The following is a 16,916-nucleotide window of genomic DNA, read 5'->3' as shown; positions in this document are numbered from 1 at the left end:
GTCATGTCGGCGCAGCTCGTGACCATCACATTTAACACCCGTCAAACCGCGCGGATGGTGGACTTCTACCGTGCGCTGGGGGCGGAACTGCATCCCGATACCGTGAACAAGGGCGGCGCCGTTCACCGGGGTGTGCTGGCCAATATCGAGCTCGTTCTGCACTCGATCGCGAAGCCGGGCGACGGTGCGGGGACGACGAATGTTTCCATTCGTTTTGAACTCGTCGGTATTCAGCAGATTTTTGACCGCATCCGCGCTTTGCCGGGGGCGGACATCATGATGGATCTGGAGAGCATGCCCACGGGGCGCGTCTTCATCGCGCTCGATCCCGATGGTCACGCCATCGAGGTTTTTGAGCCCTTCCCGGCGGATCACGATTCGGAATAAAAAAAGGGAGGCTTGGGCCTCCCTTTTCATTTAACCCGCGTGGTACATGCGGTCTTCGAACGCGGCGAGCGCCGCTTTCGCGCCTTCACCCATGGCGATCACGATCTGTTTGTAGGGCGTGGTCGTCACGTCGCCCGCGGCGTAGATGCCGGGTTCGGACGTGCGGCCTTTCTCGTCGACTTTGATTTCGCCGAACTTGGAAAGGTCCACGGTCTCTTTCAGAAAGCCGCTGTTCGGGATCAAACCGATCTGCACGAAAATGCCGTCGAGGGTGAGCTTTTCGGTCTTTTCGGTTTGGCGATCGACGTATTCGATCGCGGTCACCTTGCCGCCGTCGCCGACGATCTTCGAGGTTTTCGCGTTCGTGATGATCGTCACGTTCGGCAGCGACTTCAGCTTGTCCACCAGGATGCGGTCGGCTTTGAGATCCGCATTGAATTCGAAAACGGTCACGTGTTTCACGATGCCCGCCAGATCGATCGCGGCCTCCACGCCGGAGTTTCCGCCGCCGATGACGGCGATGGGTTTTCCTTTGTAGAAGGGGCCGTCACAGTGCGGACAGAAGGCGACGCCGCGGCCGAGGTATTCCTTCTCACCCTCGACGCCGAGCTCGCGCCACTTCGCGCCGGTGGCGACGATGATCGACTCGGCGGTCAGGTGTTCACCGCTTTCGAGTTCGATGCGTTTGGGTTTTGAGCCTTTCTCGATTTTCTTCACGCGGCGGTTTTCCAAGAGCTTCACCGGATAGTGGCTGATGTGCTGGCTCAGCTGCGCGGCGAGCTGCGGGCCTTCCGTGTAAACGACCGAGATCAGATTCTCGATCCCTTTCGTCTCTTGGACCTGGCCGCCGATTTTTTCGGTGATGATCGCGGTGGAAAGGCCTTTGCGGACCGAGTAGATCGCGGCGCTCGCGCCCGCGGGACCGCCGCCGATGACGAGGACGTCGAAGTGGCCGAGGTTCATGTCGACGGGGACGTCCTGGACGCTCTGGTCGACGCCGAACTGCGCTTCCAGTTTGCTCAGAAGATCCAGCATATTGCTGCGGCCCGAGTGGATGAGTTTCGAATCCACGACGAGGCTCGGGACGCCTTGGATGCCGATGGCGTTCACTTCGTCCTGCGCGTAGCCGCCGTCGATGATCTCGTGGTGGAAGCTGCCGTGCAGGATGGCGATCTGGTTCAGCGCCTGGACGACGTCGGGGCAGTTCTCGCAGGTCAGCGAGATGAAGGTCTGCACGCGGATATTTTTATTCAGGCGTTTGATCCGCGCGGCCATGGCGGGATCGGGCATCTTGCCTTTGAGGTCGGCGTTCAGAATCGCGATGATGAGAGTTGTGAACTCGTGTCCGCCGGGGATCGCGCGGAAGACGATGCCGGTTTCGCGCGGGGCTTTGCCGTCGGTCGTGCGGATGCGGAACTGCGGCCCGGCCACGGGTTTGGAGTTTTCGGAGTCAACGACGCGGATTTTCGGCGAGGTGCTCGCGACTTCGCTCAGCATCTCGACAAGCTCGGCGCGATCGGGATGTTCCGACGGCTCGACAAGGAGCTCGACGACGTTCTCGAGTTTTTCAAAGACGCTGCGGAGTTGTTCTAACATTTGCGGGTCGAGCATGATTTGTCCTTTCACTCTTCAATGGGGGCCGGTGCGGGCAGGCGCCTGCTTTCGGTCGCACGCCGACCTTGCGGGTCTGATTTCCCGCGGAAGGAGGATCGTCGTTGCGGGAAAGTGGGGCCTGCGGCGGCCGGAAAACTCGGAAACACGCTCGGGTTTTGAGAGCGGGTCACCGAGGTTCCCGGAGGAAACTCGGAAGAGCGCCGGCCGAAACCGGCGCTTCAAAATCGGGACTAGATCTTGCCGACCAGGTCCAAACCGGGCTTCAGGGTCTTGTCGCCGGGTTGCCATTTCGCGGGGCAAACTTCTCCGGGGTGAGTCGCGGTGTACTGAGCCGCTTGCACTTTACGGAACAGCTCTTCGGCGTTGCGGCCGATGCCGTTGTCGTGCACTTCCGCCAATTTGATTTGGCCTTCGGGGTTCACCACGAAAGTTCCGCGGTAAGCCATGCCGTCTTCCTCGATGTAGACGCCGAACGCGCGCGAGAGGGCGCCGGTCGGATCCGCGAGCATCGGGTACTTGATCTTTTTGATCGTGTCCGAAGCGTCATGCCATGCCTTGTGCGTGAAGTGAGTGTCGGTCGAAACGCCGTACACTTCGACGCCCAGCTTTTGGAAAGCCGCGTATTTATCCGCCATGTCGCCGAGTTCGGTCGGGCAGACGAATGTGAAGTCCGCAGGGTAGAAGAAGAAGATCGACCATTTGCCCGCAAGGTCTTTGTTGGTGACGGTGCGGAAGTCGTTATTGTGGTAAGCCTGAACTTTGAAGTCGGGCACTTTCGTATTGATCAGAGTCGCTGCCATTCGGTCTCCTTTAGGGATGGCGGGTTATGAGTCTTTGTCATAACTCTCAATTGGGTACAAAGCCAGAGTAGACTATTGACGCCATTAGGGGAAATTGATAGTTTTTAGGTGTTGATAGATTTTCTCTATATTGATGCGACGGGTCTATAGGTCGTTCTTTGGACTCTGTCGATAGGGCGGCCTCCTCGTGGTTTCGAGGACTGATCCGGGATGTTGGAGCTTCATGTCGAAATCAAAACTCAATTTCTCGCTGACTCAACTTGAGTACGTTTTGACCGTCAATCGTCTGGGCCAGTTCGCGAAGGCGGCGGAGGCCTGCAACGTGACTCAGCCGACGCTCTCGATGCAGATCCAAAAGTTAGAGGAAGAGCTCGGCGTCGTGATTTTCGACCGCTCCAAAAAACCGATTTTGCTGACCGACGTGGGACGCAAACTGGTCGAGCAGATGACCGCGGTGGTGCACGAGGCGCGCCGGATCGAGAGTCTCATCCAAAACGAGAAAAAGGGCGCGCAGGCGGGCGAACTGCGTCTCGGGGTGATCCCGACCATCGCTCCTTATTTGCTACCGAAACTCCTGCCGCATCTGGAATCGAATTATCCCGAGATCGAGCTCGTGATCAAAGAGCTGCGCACGAGCGACATCATCGACGCTCTCGAAAACGACGAGATCGACGTGGGGATTCTCGCGACGCCGCTCGGTCGCCCGAAAATTCAGGAGGTCGCGCTCTACTACGAACCTTTCTCGGTCTTCTGCCGCAAAAACCACGAGTACGCGGCCCAGAAGAAGATGAAGTACACCTCTTTGAAAATGGACGACGTGTGGCTTCTGGAAGAGGGGCACTGCATGCGCAATCAGGTTTTGGATCTGTGCTCGAACCGCAAAGTGCGGGGCGGGAGACGCCGCTACCAGTTCGAAAGCGGCAATCTGGAAACGCTGAAAAATCTGGTCGAGCAGTACGGCGGCTACACGCTCCTCCCGTCGCTCGCCACCGAAAACCTCCGCGCCGACACCAAACTCGTGGGCTTCGAACGCCCGGTCCCGGCCCGCGAAATCGGCCTCGTCTACCGCCGCGAACACTTCCGCTCCGAACTCATCGAAGTCCTGGGCGACGCCATCCTGGCCAGCATCCCCGACGAAGTCCGCCGCATCCGCCCCAAAGACCTCGAAGTCCTCCCGATCACGGAGTCGTAGGGTACCACGTACCGCACGCGGTACCATGTACCGCGTGCGGTACGTGGTACCCTATCCTACGGGCGGAGTCCGGCGGGCGGGCGGCGTTTTTGGGTGTAGGGGCGTAGGGCTGCGACCGAGAGATCGAGGCGGGCGTTTTGGACGAGGTTGAGGACTTCGATGACGAAGCTGAGGCCGCGGTCGGCGACGTCCTCGTGGGGGTTGAACTCGACGAGTTCGAAGGCTTGGAGGTCTTCGTCGCCCAGGATTTGGGGGAAGGCGCGCAGCAGCTCGCCGGCGTCGAGGCCTGCGCGGACCGGGGTGCCGACGGACGGGACTTGGGCGGGATCGAGCGCGTCGAGATCCAGCGAGATGCCGAAGGGGAGTCCGCCTCCGCCACGCACGCGATCGCTCGCTTCGCGGAAGCAGACCGCGAAACCGCGATCGAAGATTTCTTCCATCAGATAGACACGCACATTCAGTGATTGCAGGAGTTCCGCTTCGCCGCGCTCGTAACTCCGTACGCCGAAAAGCACCGTGCGTTTCGGGTCGAGCTTCGGGCCTTCTTCGAGGAGGTTCACGAAGGGCGCGAATCCGCGTCCCAGAAGCGTCGCGAGCGGCATGCCGTGGATGTTTCCGGTTTCCGAGGTGTTGAAGGTGTGCGCGTCCATATGGGCGTCGATCCAGAGCATGCCGAGCTTCCGCGACTGACGCGCGAAGATCCCGGACCAGGTCCCGATGGCGCAGCTATGGTCCCCGCCAACGATCACCGGAAAGTCTCCGGCCCGGTGAGCGTTGGCGGTTTTCAGTGCGAGTCTATGATTGAAATCCAAAAGCGCGGGCAGCGCTTTCATGGCGAACCCGGTCGGGTCCTCTTCGATGATCGGCATCCGCGCCAAATGAATGAGATCCGAGCCGCTGAGCTGCTCCTTCAGAAAGTGAGCCCCATCCCGCGATCCCCAGTGATTCGATCCTGAACCATTTGCGGCGCCAATCCATGCGATATCCATGACGCCATGATGAGTGGCTCCGCGGGAAGCAACAAGTCAGGTCACGGTCGGCGAAGTTTAAGGATTTCTTCAGGATGAAGAGCAAGCACTCGATTCATGAAACAGAAGATTTGGTCGCGGAGAGGCCGAGAGGTACCACGTACCGCACGCGGTACGTGGTACCTCTCGGCGGGCCGGGACGCGGACGATGAGGCGAAAAAGAAAACGCCCTCCGGAGAGGGCGTTTTGCTAGATACTCGGGACTCGCTCCTTTGGTGACGCGGTAGCGACACCAGGGAAGAAGGCTCGGCGCCCCCGGTACCTATTGGCGTTCCGACAAAGGTTTTACGTGGCGTTCTTCTGAGCCCACCCACTCCGACAAGGGGCGGATGATACGGTTGTTGGCCGCTTGCTCGATGATGTGCGCCGACCAGCCGGTGGTGCGGGCCATCACGAAGATGGGGGTGAAGAAGTCGATCTCGAAGCCCATCATGTAGTAGGCGGGACCCGCCGGGAAATCCAGGTTGGGGTAGATCTTCTTCTTCTCGGCCATGACTTTTTCGAGCTTCTCGTACATTTGCATCCACTTTTGCTCGCCGGTGACGTCGGCCATCTTCTGCGCGTACTTCTTCATGGTGGGAACGCGCGAGTCGCCGTATTTGTACACGCGGTGACCGAAGCCCATGACTTTTTTCTTCTGCGCCAGAGCGTCGATCATCCACTGCTCGGCTTTTGTGGGATCCGCGATCTCGATCATCATATGCATGACCATTTCGTTCGCGCCGCCGTGGAGCGGGCCTTTCAAGGCGCCAATACCCGCCACCGTCGCCGAGTAGATGTCGGATTCGGTCGAAGTCACAACGCGAGTCGTGAAGGTTGAGGCGTTGAACGAGTGCTCCGCGTACAGAGTCAGCGAGGCGTCGAACGCCTTCACCACGTCCGCCGAGGGGACTTTGCCGAAACACATCTGGAAGAAATTTTCGGCGATGGAGAGATTGGGGTTCGGGGGAATGAAATCCAGACCCTTTTTGAAGCGGTAATCCGCCGCCACCATGGTGGGGATTTTCGCGAGCAGCATCATCGCCTTATCGGGATTCGATGCCTTGTCCCAGATGCGCTGATCTTCGGTGCCCAGGAAGCTCACGCCCGTGCGGATGGAATCCATGGGATGGCACTTTTTCGGAAGCAAACGAATGACCTGAAGGTTGTCCTTCGAGATTTCGCGGTACGAACGCTCGAGCTTTTCGAATTCCGCCAGCTGCGTCTTGTTCGGAAGCTCACCGTTCCACAGCAGGTAAGCGGTTTCCTCGAAGCGGCACTGTTCGGCGAGTTCTTGCACGGGATAACCACGGTAGATGAGCGAACTGGTTTCCGCGGTGACTTTCGAAATCGAGGTCGTGTCGATGACCGCGCCCTCGAGGCCCTTTTTGGTGTTCATTTTATCGGGTTCCGGTACGTAATCCGGATTCAAAATTTTGTCGCTCATGTGGTGACTCCTTTTTAAACTTTAAAATTGAAAACGTTTTGATCCCACGAGTTGTACTCTTCGTAGCGGGTGAGTTCGTACAATTCCTTGCGGGTTTGCATATTCGGCACCGAGGGCTCTTGCGTTCCATCTTTCATGATCTGCGCGAGACCTTTTTCCGAAGCGCCCAGCGCCAAGCGGAAGGTGGTCACCGGGTAGATCACCATGTTGAAGCCGACGCCTTCGAGTTCTTTCGTCGTGAAGAGCTTCGATTTTCCGAACTCGGTCATATTCGCGAGCAAGGGCGCGTTCACGGCCTTGCGGAATTTTTCGAACTCACCCAGATCCGCCAAAGCTTCGGGGAAGATCATGTCGGCCCCGGCGTCGACGTAGGCTTTCGCGCGGTCGATCGCGGCGTCCAGTCCCTCCGAGGCACGAGCGTCGGTGCGGGCGATGATGACGAAGTTTGGGTCGAGCGTGCGCGCCTGCGCGGCCGAACGGACTTTGCGGATCATCTCGTCACGGCCGACCAAAGACTTTCCGTCCAGGTGACCGCAGCGCTTGGGATTGACCTGATCCTCGAGGTGGCAACCCGCGAGCCCCAGCTCGATGAATTCCTGCATGGTGCGCGCGGCGCTCATGGGCTCACCGAAGCCGGTGTCAGCGTCGATGATCGTCGGGAGCGACGTGACCCGCGCGATCTGGCGCCCGCGCTGACCCACTTCGGTCAAGGTCGTGAGGCCGATGTCGGGATAGCCGAGGTCGTTCGAAAGAACCGACCCCGAAATGTAAACGCCCTCGTACTTCAGGCGTTCGATCTGCATCGCCACGATCGGCGCGAACGCACCGGGAAAGCGCAGAAGCTTTCCCGATTTCAAGCCCGCGCGGAGCGCCTTGCGTTTGTCCGCGGCCGTGGTCGTGGGAAACAGCATTAGAAGATCCCCTTTTCGTCGCGCGAGTGGTGAGTGAGTTTGGTCAGATCCATCTGCACGTTCAGCTCTTGCACTTGCGCCGCCGTGAGGTTCGGCAGGTTCTGGACCAGATCCAAGAAGCGCTTCGACTCTTCGGGAGTGATGAGGCCTTCGGTCAGCATCTGGAACTTCTTCACGTAGTCCGCACGCACGAAGGGTTTCGCGCCCGCCGGGTGCGCGTTCGCGACGCCCAACTCATCCACCAACTTCGTGCCGTCTTTCATGGTGATTTCCACGCGGCCGCCGAAGCGTTTTTTGTTCGGATCTTGCTCGTGGTACCAAGCGGTCCACTGCTTGTCTTCCACGGTCGAGATCTTGTGCCAGAGCGCAACGGTCGAGGGCTTCGTCGCGCGCTCACGGGTGTAGGACTTCACGTGGTGCCAGCCGCCGTCTTCCAGGGCCACCGCGAAGATGTACATGATCGAGTGATCGAGCGTCTCGCGCGAAGCTTGGGGATCCATTTTCTGGGGATCGCCCGCGCCCGTACCGATGACGTAGTGGGTGTGGTGCGAGGTGTGGATCACGATGTCTTTGATGTCGTCGAAGTTTTTGATTTTCGACTTCATACGAGCCGCGAGATCGATGAGCGCTTGCGATTGATACTCGGCCGAGTGCTCTTTCGTGTAGGTCTCGAGGATCGCGAGTTTGGGCTCGCCCTTTTCTGGCATGGGCACGGTGTATTTCCCGTTCTTGCCGTCCAGCATATAAGCGATGACCGAGTCTTCGCCTTCGTAGATGGGCGAGGGTGCGCCTTCGCCGCGCATGCAGCGATCGACGGCCTCAATGGCCAACTTCGAAGAGTGCGCCGGCGCGAACGCCTTCCACGACGAGATTTCACCTTTACGCGATTGGCGGGTGGTGAAGCTCACGTGCACGGCCTGTTGCACGGCCTGGAAAACCGTCTCGGTCGAAAGGCCGAGGAGCGTGCCGATGCCGGCCGCGGAAGCGGGGCACAAGTGCGCGATATGATCTTTTTTGTGCATATGCAGGCAGATCGCCTTCACGAGGTTCACGTGGACTTCGTAACCGGTGACGATGCCCTTCAGCAGCTCGGCGCCGTTTTTCCCTTTTTGCTGAGCGACCGCGAGGATCGGGGGAATGTTGTCGCCGGGGTGCGAGTAGTCCGCGGCCAGGAAGGTGTCATGGTAATCGAGCTCACGAACCGCCGTGCCGTTCGCCCATGCCGCCCACTCGGCGCTGAAGCGTTGCGAGTTCGGCATACCGAAGACGGTCGCGCCGCCTTGACGGGGATGGGCCACCGCCATGGCGCGAGCCGAAGCGACGGGACCACGGTTCAGCGAAGCGACCGCAACCGACGCGTTGTCGATGATGCGGTTGATGACCATGTCGGTGACGGCCTCGCCAATCGGCGCGTTATCGGTCGCGATCTCCGCGATCTTCCACGCGAGTTGATCTTCGCGGTTGAGTTTTTCTTTCGACGGATAAACACGCACAGGAATCTGACGCATGAACAGGCACCCTTTCTCGAGATGTTGGCGATGTAAACGGCCAGACACTATTCATAAGGGGGTATTTTGGCAAAAGGGGAGTGGCGCCGCCCCCGACGCTGATGCGTCGCGCTTCACGCTTTTTGCGCTCTGACGCTCTGCTCAGAACCTCTAGAACGTCCCGATGCTGAAGTGGAAGACGCCGGGGACTTCGCCGCGGTCGCGCTGCGGGTTCAGTTTGACGCCGTACTCGAAGCTGACGGCGCCGACGGGAGTGGCGTAGCGAAGGGCGATGCCGGCCGAGTGGCGGTAGGGCGTTTCGATCTGCACGCCGCGCACGGTGACCGCGCCGCCATCGTAGAAGAAGGCACCGCCGATCGCGCCCCACACGGGGAAGCGCAATTCCGATTTGAACAGATACATGTCCGCCTCGGTGGTCATGTTGTAGCGATCGCGGGTGGTGTCGAAAGCCGCGCCGAAGTCGTAGCGGTTCGGGAAGGCCTCGTCGGGCGTGAAACCGCGGATCGTCGACTGACCGCCCAGCAAAAGTCCCTTCTTATCGAATGGCACGGCACCGTCGGGTTCGCGCGACAGATTTTTCAGATAACCCACGCGGAAGGAGTTCGCCCACACGAAAGAGCGGATCGGCCAGTAGTGCGCGACCGAAGCGGTCCCGCGGCCGTACTCGATGGTGCGGGTCGATCCCAGCCAGGGCGCGCCGTACTCGATATTCAAACGCGAGAACAAGCCCCGCGTGGGATTGAACGGGTGATCGCGGTAGTCGAAATCAAGCGTCAGGCCCGTCGTCGCGATATCCAGGAGCGACAGCTCCTGCTCGTTGTTGATGTCGAAATCGCGGACCGTCGCCAGGGACCAAACGTCCCACGCGAGCAGAATATGCGAGGTGATGTCTTGCTCCAAAGTGTAAGTCGTCTGATTCACTTCCGCCGCGATCCGTTTGGAATAATCCGAAACCGAAACGGCGCGGGTCAGGTTCACGCGACCGCGCACGCGCGAATCGAAGATGTAGGGTTCGAGGTAACCGAGCGTGATTTTACGCTCGAGATATTTGATCTCGTTCACGTTGTAGTTCGCGTCCGCGCGCGCCGAGATTCCGCGGCCCGTGCCGTAGATGTTCCGGTACGCGATGCCGGTATAACCCCGCACGGTCAAACCGCGATCCGAGTTCACCCCGAAACCCAAGTTGAAGAGCCCCGGATCCCGATCCTGCACGCGCACGATCACCGTGCGCACGGAAATCGGCGTTTTCTCTTCGAGCGTGCGGATTTCGACGGACGTGAAGTGTCCCAAGCGCTGCAGACGCGAGATCGACTCTTCCATCTTCTCGGGCGTGAGCGTGTCGCCGATCCCGAATTCCAATTCCTTCATGACGACGTAGTCGCGGGTCAGGGTGTTGCCCTCCACGGCGATGGAGCCGACCTGAACCTGGGGTCCTTCGTAAATTTGGAAGACGACGTCGACGAGCGTGTTGTCGGCGTTGTAGCGGACCAGATCCTGACGTTCGTTGATCAGGTTCATCTCCAGATAGCCCAGCGAGCGGTACTTCTGGCGTAAAGCGAAGATGCCGGCCTCGAGATCGCCGAGTTTCAAGGCTTCGCCCTCTTTGAATTTTAACAGCGCCCGCAGCTCGTCTTCCGGAAGTTTGGCGAGCCCTTCGAAGCGGACCGAGCGGATCTGCGTGAGCGGCCCCTCGTCGAAGTTCACCTGGATGGCGATCTCGTCGCGCGCGGCATTGTACGAAGAGCGCGTCGAGACGATCCGCGCCCGCAGGTAACCTTGGTTCCAGCGATCGGTGACCAGATTCTTGAGCGCCGTATCGAGGTCTTCCTTCACGAAAAATCCGTCGGCCATGACTTCGGACGAATGCTGCATCAGAAATCCGGTCAGTTGTTCGGGCGTCGGCGAGTAGCGGCCGATCCAGTCGATGCGACGGATTTTGATGCGCGGGCCTTCGTTGATCGACATCCGGATCACGCGCTCGAACGGCTGCTTGCCGACCTCGTCCTTCACGTTCACGTCGGCGCGGGCGTAGCCGTTGTTGACGTAGTGGGTTTTCACTTTGGTGCCGAGCTCGGCGCCGACGTTCGGATTCGAGGACGAGAACTCGGGCAGATTCAGCATTCCCAGTAGCTGCGCGTTCGTGATCTTCACGTTGCCTTCGAACTCGACGAAGTAGCGATCCACGTTGCGGAACTGGTAGACTAAACGCGCGCGCGTGCCGTTGTCCTGGCTTTCGATTTGTGGATCGGCGACCTCGGTGCGGTAGTAGCGCTCACGGCTCAAGAAAGCCCGCAGGTCGGCGCGCATCTCGCTCATCGTTTTGTCGTTGATGGGCTCTTTGCGGTAGCCGCGCAGTTCGCGCTTCAGCTTCTTGGCGAGTTCGGTATTCGCGGTCAGCACTTCGATATCGCCGATGACGGTGCGGGGGCCTTCGCGAACGTTGATGCGGACCTTCACACCCTGGTTCGCCGCGCGTTCGAACTCCAGATCCACTTTTGTCTGGTCAAAACCTTGGGACTCGTAATAAGCGCGGACGCGCTCGGCGGCCTCGATCAGAAGCTGCGAATCGAACGAGGCCTTGTCGGTCAGCCCGAATTCGCGCCGAACTTCGTACTCGCTGAGGGCATCAAGTCCGCTGAAATCCAGACTCAGGATCCGCTGGATGCGACCCAGGACAAGCTGGTAGCGCGGACCTTCGGCGGTCGGAATCAGGCGCAGCTCGGCGGCGTCGTACTGCTGGTTGATGATCAAATCCGCCAGCAGGCGATTGGCTTCGGGGAAGGTGACCGGGCGGCCGTCGAGCTCGGGATTTTGGCGCAGCAAGGTGTCCCGCATCTCTTTCGGCAAATTCGAAAGATCGAGCGGGTGGGCTTGCGCGAGCGCCGAAGCGGGAGCGAGCCACAAAAGTAAAACCACCAGCAGCCGGATCACTTGAACTCCTTTTTGAATTCAAGATCGATCCCGAAGATCGATTCCGACCGGCTTTCCTGCGCGTTGATGGAGGTCCCCTCGTAACGTTCGCGGCCTTCCCAGGTGCCCACCGCCGAGAGATTCGGATTAAAGTAATATTGGACTTTCGCTTCGGTGGAGTTCGCCTCGCCGCGGGACTGGCTGACCGCCGCGTTCACACGTTCGTTGATCTGGCGGCTGAGGGTGATCTTCTGGACCGCGATGTTTTTGGTGTCGTCGTACTGCGAGCTGACCTGCAAGCTGACGCCGAGCTGTTTTTGCAGCGTCTTGGCGGGCGGGAGCGCCTGGGACAAGATCCCGATGAGCTCGTTCTGCGTCGAGGACTCCTGTTCGCGGCTTTGGATCTGCTTTTCGAGTTTCTGCGAGGTCACGCCCAGCGCGAGCAGCGTGATGATGTCGGACTCAGGCAGCGGCGGGGTCGAGGACATCCGGACCAGCGGCGCCTTCGCCGTTCCTTGCACGAGCAGGCTGATGTCGAATTCGTTCACGCGCGCGCGCGCCGAGACGAAAAGCTCGGGATTGATCTCTTTCGGGTCGGTGAACTTCAAGGTCGCCGAGTTCAGATCGAAGATTTTGTCGCGGAAGGTGACCTTCGCGCCGCTGGGCACGTTGACGACCCCTTGAATCAAGGGCACGCGCGGGGTGCCGCGAATCTGCAGGTTGCCGGTCGCTTGTCCCTCGATCAATGTGTTCTTCAGCTGCAGCGGGCGTATCAGATCCACCTGCAGATCGAACTGCACGGGCTCGAACGCGTTCTGACGGATCAGCTTCGGCAGATAGAAACTTTGCTGCACGCTGGTCGACGTGCCCGAGTCATCAAGCTCCTTCGCGAACAGGCCGCCGTAGACGCGGTAAGTTCCGGCGAGGGTGTAGGGGAACCAGTTCCCCGCGAAGGTGAGCTCGGCATCGCCGGTCGTCTGGATTTTGTCCGGAACGTTCAGGGTCATGCCTTCGGCGCGCGCCTGGATGTTGACGGGGATGTTGCGCGGCCCGAGCAGCGAGACACTGCCCTCGCCGCGCACGGTGCCGCCGGCCATCGAGGCCTTGATGTCGTTGATCGAGATCCGCGACGCCGAAAATTGCACGTCCGCCGAGGCGCGCTCGAGCGCGTGCGGGAAACCGCGGATTCGCGCGAAGCCGTCCGTCAAAAAGGCCGAACCCAAGATCTCGGGCTTGAACAGGCTTCCCGAAACCGACGCGTTGATGCGGCCGTTGCCGCCGAGCTCTTCCAGGAAGGGGACGAAGATCTGCAAAATCCGGAGCGACAGATCGCCGTCGATCTTCATGCGCAGATTGTCGCGCGAGATCCCCGTGCCCTGGACCGCGATGAACTCGCGACCGCCCTCGACGCGGAAGTTCTCGAAGTTCGCGACGCCGTTTTGCATGTTCAGGCGCATCGGCAGGCGATTCGCCAAGGTCTGCGAGCCGCGCCGAAGCGAGAAGCTTTGGATCGTGCCCTGACCGGTCGCCGTGAACAGTCCGCCGCGATCCGAAGCCAGGGACAGATCCCCCGAGAGTGAACTTTCGTATTCGCTCAGCAGCGAGCCCCCGCCGATCAGGGTCGCGAGCGTCGCGAAGTTCCAATCCGACGCCTGCAGCTTCACGCGGAAGGGCTGGTTGTCGGCGAGCGGCACCACCAAGTCCCCATACAGCCGACCCGCGAAGAGCCGCACCGAGCCTTCGAGTTTGCGCCGGTTCAAGAGGAGCGACGCCGCGGACGGGGGGAACTCCTGATCCTCGATGATCATCTGTCCCAGCTGGGCCTGGATGTTCACTTCGGGATCGAGGATGAAGCCGGTGATCTGCACGCCCAGATCCATGAAACCCGAGATGTTCGCGCCCAGCGCGGTGATCAGCTCGGATTCCTCCATCAAGAGCTGATTGCCGACCAGGCTGATGTCGATCTGTCCGTTGGGGTGGCCTTCGCCGCGGGCGGTGATCGACTGGGATCCTTTGCGGAACGAAGCCCTCTCGCTTTTCACTTCGCCGTCGATGGAGCGGATTTCGATGTCGCCGTCTTTAAAGATCTCGCCCGCCGCGGCGAAGTGGGGGACCTTCGCTTGCAGATGATAGGAGAGCTTGCCCAGTTGGAACGGCCCTTCGAGTTCGACCTGCGCCGAGGCATGGCCGGTCAACGCGACGGGGACCGTGAAGATGCGCGGGAAAACCGCGAACAGATCCTCGATACGAAGTTGCGGCGAATTCCCGGTCACTTTGATCCGCGATTTCATCAGATCGGCCTCGACGTCGGCGCGGTAGGGGGACTCGATGATCCGGCCGGTGAGGTCCAAGAAGCTGAGCTTCCCCTTGGCGTATTTGATTTGCGTTTCGGCGTCGCCCAGAAAGAAGTCTTCGAAATAGATGTCGCGGCCCTTGGTTTTCATCTCGAAGGTCGCGGCATCCGAATCGCCCCGCGTGGATCCCGAAATCGCCGCCAGCCCTTCGACCTTCAGCCCCGCGATCGAACCCACGTGATCCAAACGCACGGCCGCGGTGTCGTACTGGATCACGAAACCTTTTTCGTACGAGATCAACCCCGAACTCGTGCCGGTGTCTTGACCGACCTTCGCTTTGGCTTGGTAGGTGACCGATTCGTGGGTGATCTGCACGCCGCCGTCCGCCGAAAACTCCTTCAGCGCCACGAGCGGTTGCAGTTTGCCTTTTTCCTCGATGTCGACGCGCAGATCGCGACCGCTCGCTTGGCCGACGCAAACGACCAGGGGCTTCGGCAAGGCGGGCCCGCCGCAGTCGACTTCGCCGCTGATCAAAACCTCGAGCGGCAGATCGCCCACGCCGATGCCTTTGAGCAGCGCGTGCAGGCTCAAGTTTTTGGTTGAGACTTTGCCTTTGACCACCACGTTGTCGAACGGGTTGGGCTCGGAAAACTCCGCGCGGCCCCCGGTCAGATCCGCGCGCCCGGCGGTCTGCGTGACGGAGAGGGTCGGCAGATCCAGCGAGCGACCGTCGAATTTTCCCTGGGCCTCGACGTTACCGACTTCGGATTCATGGATGAAGACGCCGCGGGTGGCGAGCTTGAAGTTGCCGATGGGCAGTTTCTTTCCGCGCAGTTCGAGGCTCGCGCCCAGATCCACTTCGCCCAGAAGGTCGGGCACGCCCCACGCGGGGGGGAGCGCAGCGCGGATTTCGGGAAGGCTCAGCTTCGTGTCGATTTGCATTTGCCCGCGCGGCGCGCGCAGAAGCTCGCGCGTGTCCGTCAGCATCCCCGAGGCGTCGAGCCCTTGGCGGCCGGCGGTCAGGCGGAACTGCGTGATTTCGATTTCCGTGGGCGTGATGAGCGCTTGCGCGCCCAACTGCCACGGCGAGGATAGATCGCGAAAACGCGCGCTCGATTCCGCGCTTTGCAACTCCAGGTTGATGCGATTCGAGCGCAACGTCAGCCGCGCGGCCAGATCCTTGATGCCGATTTCGAAATCGGTTTTTTTGGAGTGCAGACTGAGATTCACGTTACGGACGGCCAAGCTGCGCACGGGGATTTGCTCGGTGATCTTGAAAATCTGATCCCAGGGGATTTCGGGAGTGGGGCCCGAGCCCTTCAGGTGGGGATCCAAATTCACTTCCGCCGCGACGTCCTCGAGCAGCAGCACCGAAAGCGCCAAGCGGCCCGTCAAAAGTTGAAGTGCGTCCACGCGGGCTTCCAGCAGATTCACGCGCGCCATGTTGAAACCCAGCTCGTCGGGCGTTTTCGCCCGCAGGCGCACGTTTTTCAGCGAGGCCTTCAGCGGAATCCAGCTGATGTCGAGTCCGCCGCTGGCCATCTCGACGGGCGAGTGCTCGGACACGGCCTGCTGGATTTGCGCCAGTCCCCAGATCTCGAGCCCCTCTTGTACGACGAACTTCAGCGTCACCGCGATGGAGACGGCGGCCAGGATCGGGAGCCCCCACAAAAGCCAGCGCTTCTTCACGTGCCGCCGCCCTTCCAGAGGTTGAGGAGCGTCATGGCCGAGCGGTAGTGCGGACGGTGGGTCGCGATGGACTCGATGATCTCGACGGCCGCGAAGCGGTGGCCCAGGCCCCAGAGCGCGAGGGCCTTCAGGTACATGATCGCGAACACCTGATCGGGATCCGCGGCGGCCTGGCTTTCGGCGCGTTCAAGCTCATTCAACAGTGCGACGAAGTGACGCGCGAGCAGCAGAGCCTCCATCCGGGTCCAACGGACGCGCTCGGAGTTGTTCTGTTCGGGAAGGAAATCGAGGGCCGCTTCGGGATAGTCCCACATGAAAAGCGCGATGGTGAAATCGAGTCCCAATTGCTCGTCGAAACCCGAACCCGCCCACTGCAAGTGCATCGAGTTCAGGATGATATCGAGCGCTTGGCGTTCGGCCTCTTCAAGAGCGACCTGTTCACTTTGGTCCCAGGGCGTTTGGTGGCTTTGCAGCTTTGCTTCCAGCATCTGCACGGCCTTGCGTTCTTTCAGCAGGTCGTACTGCGAGATGATGTTCTCGTCGAGCGGGCACAGGCGCAAAAGCTCCAAGAGCACGCGCTCTTCGTCTTCTTCCAGCTCTTGAATGTGCAACATCTCGACCTGCGCTTGCAGATCTTCGACGCGCTCGCGGAACTCGGCCTCAAAGCGGGCGCGACGCTCATTGCGCCGATCTTGATTTTCCGGAGCCTCGAAGTCCATGTCGTGCGCGCGCGCCAGATCGTCCAAACGCTCCGCTTCGGTCGCGCCCTTCACGAGGGCTTCGGTCAAGGCGCGCGGGACGTTGTGTGTGCACTGGTAAAGCGAAGCGGTCAGATGCGCCCAAGAGATATCGAGATCCAAACTCAAGCGCTGCAAAGAGAAACGGATGTAGGCCGGCGAATTGCCGAGCTTCAGGCAAAACGCGCCGAGCGTATCGAGCTCCACCGAGGTCAACCCCGCGGACTCGTATTTTTTGAGAAGATGTTCGCACGCGATGTCGACGTCGGAAAACATCGTGAAGTGCTCACGAATATCCATTTCGAGCGCGCGCGAATTCAGTTCTTTTTGCACGCTTTAATTTTGCCCGAAAGATGAGTCGAATTGCAGGTTTAACGCGAACATCTAGACTGTCAAAATCGGTGCAATTTAGACCCATTT

11 protein-coding genes are annotated in these 16,916 nt (G+C 60.1%); 2 read left to right on the top strand and 9 right to left on the bottom strand.

The window, feature by feature from the left end; translation table 11 throughout:
* Nucleotides 1-3: 3 nt before the first annotated feature.
* A complete protein-coding gene (locus KF767_08035) occupies nucleotides 4-387 on the top strand; it encodes a VOC family protein (GenBank protein ID MBX3017822.1) in 384 nt (127 codons plus the stop codon).
* 30 nt (nucleotides 388-417) lie between these two features.
* Here KF767_08035 and ahpF read toward each other — a convergent pair whose 3' ends face one another.
* Nucleotides 418-1,998, bottom strand: a complete 1,581-nt coding sequence (gene ahpF, locus KF767_08030) for an alkyl hydroperoxide reductase subunit F (GenBank protein ID MBX3017821.1) — start codon at nucleotides 1,996-1,998, stop codon at nucleotides 418-420.
* Between the two features lie 233 nt (nucleotides 1,999-2,231).
* On the bottom strand, nucleotides 2,232-2,801 hold the full coding sequence (gene ahpC, locus KF767_08025; protein MBX3017820.1) for a peroxiredoxin: 570 nt from the start codon (nucleotides 2,799-2,801) through the stop codon (nucleotides 2,232-2,234).
* 223 nt (nucleotides 2,802-3,024) lie between these two features.
* On the opposite strand from ahpC, the gene KF767_08020 reads away from it, so the two are divergent.
* A complete protein-coding gene (locus tag KF767_08020) occupies nucleotides 3,025-3,993 on the top strand; it encodes a LysR family transcriptional regulator (GenBank protein ID MBX3017819.1) in 969 nt (322 codons plus the stop codon).
* Between the two features lie 56 nt (nucleotides 3,994-4,049).
* Here the strand turns inward: KF767_08020 and KF767_08015 are convergent, their stop codons facing one another.
* From KF767_08015 to KF767_07985, 7 genes are all read right to left on the bottom strand, one after another.
* A complete protein-coding gene (locus tag KF767_08015; GenBank protein ID MBX3017818.1) occupies nucleotides 4,050-4,982 on the bottom strand; it encodes an arginase in 933 nt (310 codons plus the stop codon).
* Between the two features lie 301 nt (nucleotides 4,983-5,283).
* Nucleotides 5,284-6,447: a bifunctional 2-methylcitrate synthase/citrate synthase gene (locus KF767_08010; protein ID MBX3017817.1), complete on the bottom strand. Its 1,164-nt coding sequence runs from the start codon at nucleotides 6,445-6,447 to the stop codon at nucleotides 5,284-5,286.
* Nucleotides 6,448-6,461: 14 nt separating this feature from the next.
* Nucleotides 6,462-7,358, bottom strand: coding sequence for a methylisocitrate lyase (prpB, locus tag KF767_08005; protein ID MBX3017816.1), 897 nt, complete (start codon nucleotides 7,356-7,358; stop codon nucleotides 6,462-6,464).
* Nucleotides 7,358-8,866 (bottom strand): MmgE/PrpD family protein, encoded by a 1,509-nt coding sequence (locus KF767_08000; GenBank protein ID MBX3017815.1) that lies wholly within the window; start codon nucleotides 8,864-8,866, stop codon nucleotides 7,358-7,360. The genes prpB and KF767_08000 overlap by 1 nt, the downstream gene beginning before the upstream one ends.
* A 150-nt stretch (nucleotides 8,867-9,016) precedes the next feature.
* Nucleotides 9,017-11,797: a BamA/TamA family outer membrane protein gene (locus KF767_07995; GenBank protein MBX3017814.1), complete on the bottom strand. Its 2,781-nt coding sequence runs from the start codon at nucleotides 11,795-11,797 to the stop codon at nucleotides 9,017-9,019.
* Nucleotides 11,794-15,759, bottom strand: a complete 3,966-nt coding sequence (locus tag KF767_07990) for a translocation/assembly module TamB domain-containing protein (protein ID MBX3017813.1) — start codon at nucleotides 15,757-15,759, stop codon at nucleotides 11,794-11,796. The genes KF767_07995 and KF767_07990 overlap by 4 nt, the downstream gene beginning before the upstream one ends.
* Nucleotides 15,756-16,829: a hypothetical protein gene (locus tag KF767_07985; GenBank protein ID MBX3017812.1), complete on the bottom strand. Its 1,074-nt coding sequence runs from the start codon at nucleotides 16,827-16,829 to the stop codon at nucleotides 15,756-15,758. Before KF767_07985 ends, KF767_07990 begins: the two co-directional genes overlap by 4 nt.
* Between the last annotated feature and the right edge of the window lie 87 nt (nucleotides 16,830-16,916).

This window comes from Pseudobdellovibrionaceae bacterium, assembly GCA_019637875.1.
Taxonomy (GTDB): domain Bacteria; phylum Bdellovibrionota; class Bdellovibrionia; order Bdellovibrionales; family Bdellovibrionaceae; genus JAHBUW01.
This window is presented reverse-complemented; position numbering and strand designations above follow the sequence as displayed.

Bases quoted from the DNA above. Each gene is read 5' to 3' on its own strand.
- prpB (MBX3017816.1), bottom strand. From the start codon at position 7,358: ATGCTGTTTCCCACGACCACGGCCGCGGACAAACGCAAGGCGCTCCGC.
- ahpC (MBX3017820.1), bottom strand. From the start codon at position 2,801: ATGGCAGCGACTCTGATCAATACGAAAGTGCCCGACTTCAAAGTTCAG.
- KF767_08000 (MBX3017815.1), bottom strand. From the start codon at position 8,866: ATGCGTCAGATTCCTGTGCGTGTTTATCCGTCGAAAGAAAAACTCAAC.
- KF767_08035 (MBX3017822.1), top strand. From the start codon at position 4: ATGTCGGCGCAGCTCGTGACCATCACATTTAACACCCGTCAAACCGCG.
- ahpF (MBX3017821.1), bottom strand. From the start codon at position 1,998: ATGCTCGACCCGCAAATGTTAGAACAACTCCGCAGCGTCTTTGAAAAA.
- KF767_08010 (MBX3017817.1), bottom strand. From the start codon at position 6,447: ATGAGCGACAAAATTTTGAATCCGGATTACGTACCGGAACCCGATAAA.
- KF767_08020 (MBX3017819.1), top strand. From the start codon at position 3,025: ATGTCGAAATCAAAACTCAATTTCTCGCTGACTCAACTTGAGTACGTT.
- KF767_08015 (MBX3017818.1), bottom strand. From the start codon at position 4,982: ATGGATATCGCATGGATTGGCGCCGCAAATGGTTCAGGATCGAATCAC.